Annotated in this window: 11 protein-coding genes; 3 read left to right on the forward strand and 8 right to left on the reverse strand. The window is 57.5% G+C overall.

All coding sequences use genetic code 11. From position 1 onward, the window contains the following. Positions 1-12: 12 nt before the first annotated feature. From GTGU_RS22020 to GTGU_RS22030, 3 genes are all read right to left on the reverse strand, one after another. Positions 13-417 (reverse strand): PTS sugar transporter subunit IIA, encoded by a 405-nt coding sequence (locus tag GTGU_RS22020; protein WP_156964234.1) that lies wholly within the window; start codon positions 415-417, stop codon positions 13-15. A gap of 159 nt (positions 418-576) precedes the next feature. Then, a complete protein-coding gene (dagR, locus tag GTGU_RS22025) occupies positions 577-3,372 on the reverse strand; it encodes a transcriptional regulator DagR (protein ID WP_038162747.1) in 2,796 nt (931 codons plus the stop codon). Between the two features lie 93 nt (positions 3,373-3,465). Further along, complete coding sequence (locus GTGU_RS22030; protein WP_038162673.1) at positions 3,466-4,893, reverse strand: aminotransferase-like domain-containing protein; 1,428 nt, start codon at positions 4,891-4,893, stop codon at positions 3,466-3,468. Between the two features lie 178 nt (positions 4,894-5,071). On the opposite strand from GTGU_RS22030, the gene GTGU_RS25165 reads away from it, so the two are divergent. After that, complete coding sequence (locus tag GTGU_RS25165; protein ID WP_072012047.1) at positions 5,072-5,236, forward strand: DUF1127 domain-containing protein; 165 nt, start codon at positions 5,072-5,074, stop codon at positions 5,234-5,236. On the opposite strand, the gene GTGU_RS22035 is transcribed toward GTGU_RS25165, so the two are convergent. Continuing rightward, positions 5,216-6,142, reverse strand: a complete 927-nt coding sequence (locus GTGU_RS22035; protein ID WP_038162676.1) for a LysR family transcriptional regulator — start codon at positions 6,140-6,142, stop codon at positions 5,216-5,218. The two genes, GTGU_RS25165 and GTGU_RS22035, sit on opposite strands and share 21 nt — an antisense overlap. Positions 6,143-6,243: 101 nt before the next feature. Between GTGU_RS22035 and GTGU_RS22040 the strand changes: the two genes are divergently transcribed. Continuing rightward, positions 6,244-7,662, forward strand: a complete 1,419-nt coding sequence (locus GTGU_RS22040; protein ID WP_038162678.1) for an aldehyde dehydrogenase family protein — start codon at positions 6,244-6,246, stop codon at positions 7,660-7,662. 1 nt (position 7,663) lies between these two features. Here GTGU_RS22040 and pdxR read toward each other — a convergent pair whose 3' ends face one another. Beyond that, positions 7,664-9,067 (reverse strand): MocR-like pyridoxine biosynthesis transcription factor PdxR, encoded by a 1,404-nt coding sequence (gene pdxR / locus GTGU_RS22045; protein WP_038162681.1) that lies wholly within the window; start codon positions 9,065-9,067, stop codon positions 7,664-7,666. A 101-nt stretch (positions 9,068-9,168) separates the two neighbouring features. Here pdxR and GTGU_RS22050 point away from each other — a divergent pair, with 101 nt between their 5' ends. Next, positions 9,169-9,648, forward strand: coding sequence for a carboxymuconolactone decarboxylase family protein (locus tag GTGU_RS22050; protein ID WP_038162686.1), 480 nt, complete (start codon positions 9,169-9,171; stop codon positions 9,646-9,648). Positions 9,649-9,693: 45 nt separating this feature from the next. Here GTGU_RS22050 and GTGU_RS22055 read toward each other — a convergent pair whose 3' ends face one another. The 3 genes from GTGU_RS22055 to ygjG all read right to left on the reverse strand — a co-directional run bounded on the left by GTGU_RS22055 (position 9,694) and on the right by ygjG (position 13,372). Continuing rightward, complete coding sequence (locus tag GTGU_RS22055) at positions 9,694-10,209, reverse strand: 4-hydroxyphenylacetate 3-monooxygenase reductase subunit (protein WP_038162689.1); 516 nt, start codon at positions 10,207-10,209, stop codon at positions 9,694-9,696. Positions 10,210-10,221: 12 nt separating this feature from the next. Next, positions 10,222-11,784 (reverse strand): 4-hydroxyphenylacetate 3-monooxygenase, oxygenase component, encoded by a 1,563-nt coding sequence (gene hpaB, locus GTGU_RS22060; RefSeq protein ID WP_038162693.1) that lies wholly within the window; start codon positions 11,782-11,784, stop codon positions 10,222-10,224. 208 nt (positions 11,785-11,992) lie between these two features. Then, positions 11,993-13,372 carry a putrescine aminotransferase gene (gene ygjG / locus GTGU_RS22065; protein ID WP_169741197.1) on the reverse strand — a complete coding sequence of 460 codons (1,380 nt, stop codon included), beginning with the start codon at positions 13,370-13,372 and terminating at the stop codon, positions 11,993-11,995. Positions 13,373-13,488 lie beyond the last annotated feature (116 nt).

The raw sequence follows: 13,488 nt of genomic DNA on the forward strand, positions 1-13,488 counted from the left end.
TTGTTGTGGTGTTTAGGGTTGTTGTAATTGACGAACATGGGCGACGACATCGCGGCAACTGCTGCGTCCGGCATCCACCAGCGCTGCGACGCAATCGGATAACCGTCCGTGCTCGCGCTTGTCGAGCGCTTCCAGCAACAGCGTGGCGTTAAGCCCAGAGATCACCGCCACCGGATAATCCGCACTCAGCCGTGCCGCCACGTTGGAGGTGGTGCCGCCAATAAAATCAGTCAGGATCAGCGAGCCATCGGGCAGTGTTTTCACGACCGCTTCAACGCGCTGGTAATACTCCCCCAGCGTGTCGACCGGCATCAGCGCAATCTCCTTCACGCCTTCGATTTCGCCCATCACCATGCGCAAACTGTTGCATAGCTGCTGCCCCCAGCCGCCATGCGTCAGCAGCAGAATTTGGGACAGGGACGGAGTGGATGTAGTGGGTGTCAAAATGGCCTCCTGGCGCGGTTTCGTTTACACCCGAGATAAGAGCAAGCGTTGTGCCAGAGTTAGTGTCACGCAGGGTAAGGGAAGGGAAGAAAAACCGGGCGGCAGGGCGCAACCCGGCGGTATGACAGCGGTTTAACCAAACAGCAGCTCGTAAATATAAACGTATTCCGCATCGGAAAGTCGGATGGCATAGGCTTCTTCTACCGGCTGAAACGCCGCTTTGATGCCACTAAATGCCCGTGCGTCCATTTCGGGCTTCATTTCCAGCGCCATCTGTAACGGTTTGCGGTTAATGACGATACGCTCGACCATGCAACAGCAGTGGATCAGGAAACGTAGTGTCACCTGACGGCTCGGTTTGATGGCAAGCGTGGTGCGTAACTGGCTCAGTACGCCTTCCATTTCTTTCAGAATGCGTTGCGGGTTGAGCACGGAAATGTGGTTGATGATGCTCTCCATGGTCAGCGCGCTGATAAAGCGCGACGCGCTGCGCTCCATTTCAAGACGCCGCTCGGCGCTGGACAGATCTGGCGTCAGCAGGCTCAGCACCAGCTCCGGCCCCTGTTCGGAGAACAGCTCTTCCAGCGAAATAAACGGGATATCCGGCAGACCTGGCTGGAACGTCCCGACGATCCCCGCCAGCCGCTCGTGCGGGTTCAGCGCCTGCTGCACGCGTTCCGGGCTGCGCACCTCGTTGTAATCGAGGATCACCATTCGTGTATCCTGCGACATCAGTTCGCCGAAACTTTCCTCCAGCACTTTTTTGATTTTCTCGGCAGTGCCCATACCGGTAATGCAGGAGACCACCAGCACGTTGCCGACATTTTCCTGCTGCGGCGTGCAGAGCTGGCACGGAATGCCTTTGTTCTGCATCAGCTCGTTCAGTTGCGGCAAGTCGCGGGTTTCGTAGTTCAGATCAAGCCCGATCTCCAGCAGGCTGGTCAGGCTGATATTGGGCATCAGCAGCACGTCTATCTGAAACAGTTTGCTGATGGTACTGCCGAAATGCACCAGCGATCCGATATCGACCATCAGGATCAGCCGCTGCCAGCCGTGGGCGCGGATCATCTGCGTCAGCTTTTCCAGTGTGTCATGTACCGACTGCTCGAAAGGCATGTCGATGGCGCTGAACAGCTCGCGCTCCAGCACGCGGTTGGCGTATTGTGCCATGCTGGTGGCGGTCGTTGCGCCGTGGGCTATCAGAATAGCGCCGCAGTCCGGGCTGTCACTGATGCGCTGACGATAATGACGGCACTCTTTCAGGAACAGGCACAGCCAGACCACTTCCGTCGCCGGGCACTGAATATGCAGCAGTTCGTTGATTTTGCGGCACAGCAGGGTCGCGTTTTCGTATTCGTCCTTGCAGCGATCGAGAATCAAACTGGAGGAGTAAAGCTGCGGGATCAGCCCGCGCTGGACATAGCCAATCAGCGCCAGAAAGTGTTTTCGCAACGGATTGACCAGATTTTCCGGCAGGGCAAAGCCCAGCACCTGCTCAACACAGCCGATCAGCAGTGTCACGCGCTCTTCAAACTGATCGCCATAGCGTGGCGGGTTGGTGCCGCTGTCGCGGCTGTAGAGGCCGTATTCAAAAATTGAACTCAGCTTGTTTTTCAGGATCGCCAGCGTCTCAGCCGGCGGCACGTTACTGTTGCGCAGATTGACGTATTCGCGGGTCAGGAAGCTGTAAAACAGATCGCTCTCCTGCGGATCGCTTCCCGGCGAAAGCGAGCTTTTCAGTTGCGGCAGCGTGCGGGCGTCAATGTTCAGTTGTGCGCGACCGCTGAACAGCGCATCCACCAGCAATCTCTGTTCCGGTGTGGCATTAAACGGCGTGTCGACCAGTTTTTTATCGAGCCATAACGTGTCGCTGTGCGTCGCCATTTCCGAGGCCCACGCCTGGGCGCAGAGAAACTGAATATCGCTTTTGAGCTGGCCGATATTGCCTTCCAGCGGTTTGTTGAGCAGCCACAGCAACAGCGTTTTATCGATGCCAATCGTGCGTTCGATCTTGCGGCTTTCCCGTTGCAGAAAACCGACGATCAGCTCCACCTGCTCTTCCACGGAACGCTCACGAATACCGGGCAGATCAATGCTGACCTGCAACCGGCGCTGGAAAGTGCGCAGCAGTGACGAATTCACCGGTTCAGTGGTGGCGCAGATCAGGCGTAAGGAGATCTTACGGGCGCTGGCGCTGGAGCCCAGCGGGCGGTACTCGCCTTTATCCAGCAGGGAGAAGAGTTTTTCCTGGCCTTCATAAGGCAGACGATGGACTTCATCAAGCAGCAGATAGCCGCCGTCAGCCTGTTCGACTAATCCGGTTTTATCGCTGGTGGCACCGGTAAATGCCCCCTGACGATGGCCAAAGAGATGGGAGGAGAGCAGTTCCGGGTTGTTGGCGTATTCAGCGCAGTTGAAATAGACCAGCGGCGGCAGGCTGCCGGTGGTGTGCTCGCAGGCGTAGCGGTGCATCAATTCAGCAAAAAAGGTTTTGCCGACGCCGGATGGCCCGGTAAGCAACACGTGCAGCCCTTGTGGATAGAGCACGGCGGCTTTGCCTTTTTCGACAGCATCACGCAGGCTACGGTCGTGACCAATCAACGCAGTAAAGGGATCGTTATCCTGTTCGTCAGCGTGCGGCAGCAACGCCGACACCGACGGCAGCTCCCGTTCCGTTGCAGACAGCCCTCTGCCGAGCAATGCTTCCAGCGCCTGGCGATGCAAAAAGAACACCGGGCGACCACGGGTTTTCACCGCCAGCCCGTCATTGCACAGTTGATTAAGATCTTTACTGACCGAGTTGCGTGCCAGCCCGAGGTTAAACCCGATGCTTTCCGCCGTGAAGGCCACCTCCTGTTGCAAATCACTGACGTCCAGGGTGCGCGTAAGCCGCTCCAGTTCCCGCAACACTACTTCAATACGTCTCATCGCTTTACCGGTTTGAATGGTTGAATAATTCAGAACATACACCAAATGGCCGCCGGTGAAAGCGACCCGTCATGGAGTTGTGAGACGATGTACTTATCTCGCGTTATTCCATTCGATGGCGACGCGGATAGCTTCCCCCAGTTGCGCCACCACCCGCTGATGCTGTTCCGTGGGCGGCAGGCCGCAGTTCAGCCGCAGACAGTTGCGGTATTTCCCGGAGGCGGAAAACAGCGAACCGGGGGCGATCTGGATCTTCAGCCGGGCGAGTTGCTGACCGACACAGACCATATCGACAAGTTCTGGCAGCTCAACCCACAGCAGGAAACCGCCCTGTGGACGCGTCACGCAGATGCCACAGGGGAAATATTGCCGTACCCAGCAGGTGTAGGTTTCCATGTTCTGCTGGTAGATCTGACGCATCCGCCGCACATGGCGGTGATAGTGGCCTTCGCGAATAAATGACGCTACCGCCATCTGAGTGGTGGGTACGGTGGTGCCGCTGGTGGCGTATTTCATGTGCAGCACCCGGTCACGGTAACGGCCTGGTACAATCCAGCCCACGCGTAACCCCGGCGCGATGGTTTTGGTGAAAGAGCTGCACAGCAGCACGCGACCATCGATATCCCAGGATTTGATCGTTCGCGGGCGCGGATACTCGTTCGCCAGCTCACCGTAAATATCATCTTCGAAAATAGCGAGATCATGACGCTGGGCGAGCGCCAGGATCGCCCGCTTGCGATCATCCGGCATAATAAAGCCCAGCGGATTGTTGCAGTTGGGGACCAGGATCACGCCTTTGATCGGCCACTGCTCCAGCGCCAGTTCCAGGGCTTCAATGCTGATCCCGGTTTGCGAATCGGTCGGAATTTCAATGGCTTTGATATTAAATCCGCGCAGTAACTGCATGGTGCCGTAATAGCAGGGGGATTCGACGGCAACGATATCGCCAGGCTTGCAGACGGAAAACAGCGCGATGGAGAGCGCCGCATGGCAGCCCTGGGTAATGATAATGTCATCCGCAGTGGCTACAGTACCGCCATCAAGCATCAGGCGGGCAATCTGTTCGCGCAGGTCGCGGCGGCCAGCCAGTTCGTCGTAGTTCAGGATGTCGCCAGGATGGTGCTGTACGATGCGGCTCATCTCGCGCCACAGCGGTTTCAGGCTCGACTGCGACACGTCCGGCGAGCCGCCGCCAAATGCGGCCATACTTTTATCGCCACGCCCACCCAGCAGCGTCAGCACCTGCTCCCACTGGGTGACCTCTACCGGGCGCTGCACCGGGCGCGACATGGCCGGCACCGGCGGCTGGGCTTTGCGCGGGGCGACAAAGTAGCCGGAGCGCGGCTGCGGGGTGATGAGCTGTAAATCTTCCAGCTTCTGATAGGCCTGCTGTACGGTACTGATGCTGACACCATGCTCATGACTCAGCGCCCGCACCGAGGGCAGTTTTTCCCCGTGGCGGTACAGCCCCTGTTCGATACGCTCGGCAAGCAGATTGGCCAGATGTTGGTAACGCGTCATGCTGTATCCTTCTATCAACCATACAGATAGATAAACCAGTACAGATCGAGTGAAAAAAAGCAGCTCAGATACCGTTTTATAGCATCTGTATGTTAAAGAAAAGTGTATTCTGAATCTGTATCGTACACCCACATTCCATGAAGATAAGGCCCTCACTCACAGAAACGAGAGGTGCATCATGGAGTTTTATGAAAACCGGCCCAGAGCGCCGTTCTTAGGGTTGACGTTGATTGGAAAAGCGATCGCAAAATGGTGGCGGATCCACAAAACCCGCCGGGCGCTCGACCGCCTGAGCGAAGCGCAGCTAAAAGATATCGGGATTTCACGCCATGATATCGGCTAAGGGTGCGTGCGGATACACGCCGCGCTCCCTGACCAGCGCCACCAGCGCCCGCAGCCCGGGTGGGACGTGACGATGGCCAGGATAATACAGGCGCAGCCCGCCAAAGGGCTGCGCCCATTCATCGAGTACGCTGACCAGTTCCCCGCCATCCAGTTCCTGCTGAATATACAACTCCGGTAAAAAACCTATCCCCAGTCCGGCTTTCACTACCCGGATCGATGCATGAAGATCTGAGGTGGCAAAGCGTGGCGGCACCGCCAGTTCATAACGTTCTCCCCGCCGCTCCAGCTCCCAGCGGTAGATCCCGCCATGCGACATGCGCATGCCGACCCCCTGATGATGCAGTAGATCGTCCGGCGTTTCCGGTGTGCCATAACGGGCAAAGTAATCCGGTGTGGCGACCACCCGCTGGCGAAGATCCTTCGTTAATGGAATGGCGATCATATCCTGCGGCACGGATTCCGCGAGGCGAATCCCGGCGTCATACCCCTCCGCCACGATGTCGATCATTCGCGCTTCACTGACCGTTTCGACGCGCATTTTCGGGTAGCGGCGCATGTAGTCGATAAGCAATTCATCAAGGAACAGCGCGCCGATATTGTTCGGTACGTTCAGGCGCAGCGTTCCTGCCGGTTCGCCGCTATCGCTGTGGATCTCCTCGCTCGCCTGGCGGATCTCCTGCAGGGCCGGGCCAATACGGGCGACGAAACGCTGCCCGGCATCAGTCAGCGCCACGCTGCGGGTCGTGCGGTTAAACAGCCGCGTCTGCAAGCGGCTCTCCAGCCCGGCGATAGCGTTGCTGACCGCCGTGGCCGACATGCCCAGCTCCTGCGCTGCGCCACGAAAACTGCCCCGGCGCACTACCGCCATCACCACCTCAAGTTCTGTCAGTCCTGAACGATGCATAGAGATTATCCCGAAAATCGAAACACCGATTGCAGCATAACGCGGATTATCGCCACGATAAAGCTGTGCCAGACTGGGGTCATACAGCCTGAGGAGGCACTATGCGTACTATCGAACAGATCTTTATCAACGGCGAATTTGTCACCCCGCATGGCAGCGAATATTTTGATTTATACAATCCGGCCACGGCGCAGGTGACAGGCCGGGTGCGCCTTGCGGATGAACAGGATGCCGAACGGGCGATTGCCGCCGCGAAAGCCGCGTTCCCGGAATGGTCGAAAACCAGCAAAGCGCAGCGTATTGCGGCACTTGAACGTATGCACGCCGCTGTGGTGGCACACCACGATGAACTGCTGGAAGCGATTATTGATGAGTATGGCGCGCCCGCTTCACGCTCGTCGTGGATGGCCTGCTACCCGGCGGACGTCATCACCCAGGCCATTGCTGCGCTGGAAGCGTTTGAATTCACCACCCGGACGGGGATCGCTACCGTACAGATGACGCCGCTGGGCGTGGCCGGGCTTATCACACCGTGGAACAGCGACGCCGGATTCATCTGCGGCAAGCTGGCAGCGGCGCTGGCAGCAGGCTGCACGGCAGTGATCAAACCGAGCGAAATGAGCGCCCTGCAAACGCAGGTGATCACTAAAGCGTTAAGCGAAGCCGGGTTGCCGCCAGGCGTGTTTAACATCGTGACCGGGCGTGGTGAAACGGTGGGCGAGGCTATCAGCCGCCACCCTGATGTAGCGAAAATCTCGTTTACTGGCTCGACCAATACCGGTAAAGCGATCCTGCGCAATGCCGCAGAGAGCTTTAAGCGCGTCACGCTGGAGCTGGGCGGCAAATCACCGACCCTTATTCTCGACGACGCCGATGTAGCGCAGGCGGTGCCACTGGCGATTGCTGCCGGGTTCATGAACAGCGGGCAGGCGTGTGTCGCCGGGACACGGATCCTGGTGTCGCAGTCGCGTAAAGCGGAATACGAAGCGGCGCTGGCGCAGGCCGTGGCAGCAGTAAGATCCGGCGATCCGCGCGATCCCGCCACTGAGGTCGGGCCGATGGTCAGCGAAAAACAGTGGCAGCGCGTACAGGGGTATATCCGCAAAGGTATCGACGAAGGTGCGCGGCTGCTGGCAGGGGGCGAAGGGCGTCCGACCGGGACGCAGGACGGCTGGTTTGTGCGCCCGACGCTGTTCACTGATGTGACCAATCAAATGACTATCGCCCGCGACGAAATCTTTGGCCCGGTGCTGTCGGTGATTACCTACCGCGATGAAGCCGAGGCGATCGCCATCGCCAACGATACACTGTACGGCTTGAGCGCGCTGGTGCTGGGCCGTGATGTGGCGCGGGCGCAGAACGTGGCGCAGCAGATCGAATCTGGTCGGGTGCTGATCAACACCCTCGCCCATGAACCGAAAGCGCCGTTCGGCGGGTTTAAGCACTCCGGCGTCGGTCGCGAAATGGGCGAATGGGGCATCAGTGCCTTTATGGAGCCGAAAGCGCTGGTGAGCGCATAACTCAGCCCGCGCTCGCCTGTAACAACGCCAGCGTCTGCGCTTTGGGTTGTTGCAGCTGGGCGCAGGCTTCTTCGTAAGAACGAATATTGTTGTAGCCAATCATCAGCCCGTAGCGTTTAGTGGTGCCGCTGTACCAGTCAGAGAGCGCGTTGACGTGCAACTGGTATTGTTGCCAGCACGCCACGATGTCCTGATCACAGGTGCCTTTACTGAGAAACGCCACAATGTTCATTCCGCCGTCATTTTGCTCGGTATAAAACAGATCGCCATATACCGCCTGTAGTGCGGCAATCATCCATTCGCGCCGCGTCTGATACAGCGCGCGCATTTTTTTCAGATGCCGGAAAAAGTGGCCTTCGTTGAGAAACGCCGTAAGGATTTTTTGCATCAGTACCGGCTGGCCGCTGGTGAGGATTTCCGCACTGTGAATAAACGCCGGAATGGTGCTGGCGGGCATGACCACATAGCCGATGCGCACCGACGGCATAATGGTTTTGCTGAAGGAACCGATGAAAATCACCCGGTCGTGCTGATCGAGACTTTTCAGTGACGGTAGCACTTTGCGGGTGTAGTGAAACTCGCCGTCGTAATCATCTTCAATGATCCACGCGTCGTTTTGTGCGGCCCAGTCGAGCAACTGCTGCTTGCGCGGCAATGAAAGCGTGACTGCCAGTGGACTCTGGTGCGACGGGGTGACGACGGCGAAACGGGCGTCGTGGTGATGACGCAGCAGGTAGTCAGTATCAATTCCCTGTCGGTCTACCGGAACAGGATAAAGGCGCGGCGCAATGCGTTTCAGCAATTGCTGCCCCATAAAATAGCCCGGATCTTCAAACAGCACTTTGTCATTACGGCTGGCGAGGGTATCGATGATCAGGCGCAGGCTGCCGATGTAGCCACTGGTGATCAGCACCTGTTCGGCGGTGCAGGAGAGCCCGCGAGAAATATTCAAATAGCTGGCGATGGCCTGGCGCAGCGGATACCAGCCCGGCACGGGCGGGTTGAGCATCTCTTCCTGCCGCATCGCCCGTACCGCCTGGCCTGCCAGTAGCAGCCATTTTTTGTAGGGAAAACCGTCCAGTGCCGGGATACCGGGGCGCAAAAAGCCGGAGCGTCGGCGCAGGCTGGCGGGTGACTCCTGCGAGATACCCGGAGTTTGTTCAGCAGGTGAGGGCTGTGCCAGCGGAATATTTAAATCGGGGTTTACTCTTGTACCGCGCGCGCCCTGGCTGACCAGATAACCTTCGCCGACGAGAATAGCGTAGGCCGTTTCCACGGTTTTGCGTGCCACCTTAAGCTCTTCCGCCAGCACACGAATGGCAGGGACTTTGTCGCCTGGCTTCAGCACGCCGCGCGTAATGTTGTCACGGTAGCGGTGATAAATGTCCTGAAATCCCGGTTTCATGTCCTACCTCTTTTTACGGTTTTTGTACCTTTTTACTATGTCATCAACGGCGTAAATTTACTCCACTGAATTTCACCTGCCGCACAAAATGAGGAAAGTCTATGAGCACCCGCGTAAACCATTTTAAAGCCACGCCTGCGCTGGTTAAATCGCTGTCAGAACTGAGTATGGCGACAGGGAACGCCTCTGTCGCGCCGACGCTGAAACACCTGATCGACATTCGCGTTTCGCAACTGAACGGCTGTGCTTTCTGTCTGGATATGCATGTTAAAGAGGCGAAAATCGACGGCGAGCGTGAACTGCGGATCTACCATCTGCCGATCTGGCGTGAGTCGCCGCTGTTCAGTGCCCGTGAAAAAGCGGCGCTCGCCTTTGCTGAAGCGCTGACGCGGATTACCGAGCATGGTGTCAGCGATGCGCTGTACCGCAACCTGACAGAGCATTTTTCAGAAACCGAGATTGCGGAACTGAATTTCATGATCGCGGTGATTAACACCTGGAACCGCCTGCAAATCACGGCACGTGCAGTACCTGGCTCGATGGATGCCGCGTTCGGGCTGACGAAAGCGGATCTGGCATGATGTGAACATGCCCGGCAACAGACGGCTGCCGGGCGCGTTTTTGGCTTATACGGCGGCTTCCAGCGCCAGCATCACCGGGTGGAAGCGGCGTTTGAAGTAAATCAGCCCGTGACCTTCCTCGCCGCGTAAGATGATGTTCTTAATCTCCACCAGATAAACCAGATGGGTGCCGATGGTTTGCACCTGACTGATTTCCCCTTCGAGGCTGGCCAGAGCCCCTTTCAGCACCGGCTGCGCAAGAAGACCTTTTTGCCAGCAGCCGAGCTTAAAGCGTTCTTCCATCGCCATGCCGGTCATACCCGCGAAGTGGCGCGCCATCAGTTCCTGCTCATGGTTCAGCACATTGACGCACAATTTGCCGTTGCCCTGAAACACCGGGTTCATGGCGCTGTTGGCGTTAATGCACACCATTAGTGACGGCGGCGTGTCGGTCACCGAACAGACCGCCGTGGCGGTGATCCCGCAGCAACCGGCTTCGCCTTCGGTGGTGATGATATTCACCGCCGCCGACAGGCTGGCCATTGCGTCACGAAAACGCAGTCGTTGTTCATCCTGGTGCATCTCTACCTCCCGCTACTTGAGCAGCTTATCCAGCATGTTGATATCGGTGTTGTTGTGCAGATGCGGTACCGTCCAGCCATTCTGGTCGTACTCAGACAGGCAGCGGTCCACCATTGCCATCATCTTGTCCATATTGCCGGAGCTTTGCGCCTGGCGCAGACATTGCAGACGAATTTCGTCCTGGCTACCGGAATAGTTGATTTCGTACAGCTCGTGACGGCCGCCAAACTCGCTGCCGATGGCGTCCCACATCAGCTTGAGGATCTTAATGCGCTCTACGTGATCCATGCCGTTCGAGCCACGCACGTATTTCGCCAGATACTGGTCGATCTGCGGGTTGTTCAGATCACGGGCGCTGGAGGGCAGGTAGATAAGGCCGCTGGTGACGTTACGTTCAATGATGTTTTTGATTTTGGCATAGGCCATCGGCGCCATGACACGGTAGGTCTGCAGCGCCGCGTGATCCGGCAGCCAGGCGCCATTCACCCACGGCGTTGCTTCTGCGCACATCGAGTCGCTCAGCGCCCAGAACATGTTGCGCCAGGCCACCACTTCGCCGAGATCCGCCTGCACGCCGCGGAACTCCAGGGTGCCGGTACATTCGAGAGATTTTTTCAGCAACGCGGTGATGAAATCGAGTTTAACCGCCAGACGCACGCAGGCCTGCAGCGGGTACATGCGGGCAAAACCGCCTTCCATCGTCCAGCGACGGCAGCGATCGAAATCGCGGTAGATCAGTACGTTTTCCCACGGGATCAGCACATTATCCATCACCAGGATCGCATCGTTTTCATCGAAACGGCTGGAGAGCGGATAGTCAAACGGCGATCCGGTCGCGCCTGCCACCATCTCATAGGAGGCGCGGGAGATGAGTTTCACGCCGTCGGCGTCCATAGGTGCCACAAACATCAGCGCGAAATCCGGATCTTCGCCCATCACTTGTGCGGAGCCGAAACCGATCATGTTGTAGTGGGTCAGCGCCGAGTTGGTCGCCACCACTTTCGCCCCGCTGACGATGATCCCGGCGTCGGTCTCTTTCTCCAGTTTGACGTACACATCCTTCACTTCGTCGGCAGGCTTATGGCGATCGATCGGCGGGTTAACGATGGCGTGGTTGAAGTAGAGGCCGGTTTCCTGAATACGGCTGTACCAGTGACGTGCGTTCTGCTCGAACTGACCGTAGAAGGCCGGATTTGCGCCGAGCGCACAACCGAACGCGGCTTTGTAATCCGGTGTGCGGCCCATCCAGCCGTAGCTCAGGCGAGACCATTCGGCGATGGCGTCGCGCTGCTGACGCAGGTCGTCGGCACTTTTCGCCACGCGAAAGAATTTATGCGTGTAGCCGCCGCTGCCGGTATCGGTGTTCCAGCACAGCGTATCCTGAAGGGCTGGCGTATGCAGCGCATCGTACAGTTGCGCGACTGACGCGGCGGCGTTGCGAAAGGCCGGGTGCGTCGTGACGTCTTTCACGCGTTCGCCGTAAATGTAGATCTCACGCCCGTCCTGCAGACTCTTCAGGTACTCTTCGCCGTTTAACGGTCGCTTTGCGTCAGCGCGGAATGCTTCAGGTTTCATAGGGACCTCTTCACGATTATCGGAATAATTGTTAATTTTATGTTTTGTTTTTGTTGTTTAATTGAAGCGTCTGGACAGGGCTTCGTGAAGAGACTTTTGGGTCAATGGCAGGTACTTTTCAGGCAGGGCGTCAGAGTGTGATCTGCGCCAATAAAAAACGGGTGGCGCCGGAGCAACCACCCGTTAACGTTCAGCGTTGTCAGTGTCCTTATTCTTGCTCCACGGCAACACGCATGGCAGCCAGCGCTTTACGGGCTGATTTCAGCACCTGCTCGCACTGCTCAATGGTCAGCGTCAGTGGCGGTTCGATGCGAATCGTTTTCGAGTTGTTGAGCGTCCCGGCGACAAGCACCCGCTGGCGGAACATTTCGCTCGCGAAGTTGTAGCCCGTTTCGTTATCAACAAACTCAATCGCCATTAACATCCCTTTCCCGCGCGCTTCCTGCACCAGATCCGGGTATTCACGCACCAGGCTGCGGAAGCCATCCAGCAGCATGTCGCCTTTTTGCTCCGCCTGCGCAGGCAGGTTTTGCTCCAGCAGTACGTGAATAGTCGCCAGCGCCGCTGCACAGGCTAGCGGGTTGCCACCAAACGTAGTGGTATGCAGGAACGGGTTGTCGAACAGCACCGAGAAGACCTCTTCCGTGGCAACCGTCGCGCCAATCGGCATCACGCCGCCGCCCAGCGCTTTCGCCAGGCAAAGGATATCCGGTTGCACGTTCTCATGCTCGCAGGCAAACATCTTGCCGGTACGGCCCATCCCGGTCTGCACTTCGTCCAGAATCAGCAGCGCGCCGAACTCGTCGCACAGCTTACGTACCGCAGGCAAATAACCCTGCGGCGGCAGGATCACGCCGCCTTCACCCTGGATTGGCTCCAGAATGACCGCCGCCACGTCATCGCCCGTTTTTCTGCACTCACTGAGAACCGAACGCATGGCGGAGATATCGCCAAATGGAATATGACGGAAGCCGGGCAACAGCGGCATGAACGGCTTGCGGAACGTGGATTTCGCTGTCGCGGAGAGTGCACCGAGCGATTTCCCATGGAAGGCGCCACTGGTGGCAACAAAGGTAAATTTGCCGCGTGGCGACTGATAGGCTTTGGCGAGCTTAATGGCCGCCTCAACCGATTCCGTCCCGCTGTTGCAGAAGAAGCTGTATTTCAGTTTGCCCGGCGTCAGTGTGGCCAGCGTTTTCGCCAGCATCGATCGTAGTGGATCGAGGAGTTCCTGACTGTGAAGCGGTTGTTTCGCGAGTTGATTCTGTACGGCGGAGACCACTACTGGATTACGGTGCCCCACGTTGAAAATTCCAAAACCTCCCAGGCAGTCGATAAACTCCTGTCCCTGGGTGTCGACAAGCGTATTAAGACTCCCCGCTTGCCACTCTACGGCTCCGTAATCCCCGCCGGCAGTAACAGATTTTCGGTACTCTAAAAACCCCGGGTTCACATGCTCTTTAAAGTTTTCAATCACCTCTCGGTTAAGGGCTTTCATTTCCTCATGATCAAGCGTTCGCTTTTCAATGAGATTCAGTGCGTGCGCTGTACAGGCCAGAGCCGATGCGCTGGTAGGTAATCTGTTCAAAACGTGCTCCAGGGATTCGCGTATCACATGATACCGATTTAAGTATTGCAGGGATTACGCCATTCCAGGGAAGGCGGCAAAAATCGGGATAAACGCCAGGGAGAAACGTGGAGGTG

Origin of the sequence: Trabulsiella guamensis ATCC 49490 (genome assembly GCF_000734965.1) — a bacterium.
In the GTDB taxonomy this organism is placed as follows: Bacteria; Pseudomonadota; Gammaproteobacteria; order Enterobacterales; family Enterobacteriaceae; genus Trabulsiella; species Trabulsiella guamensis.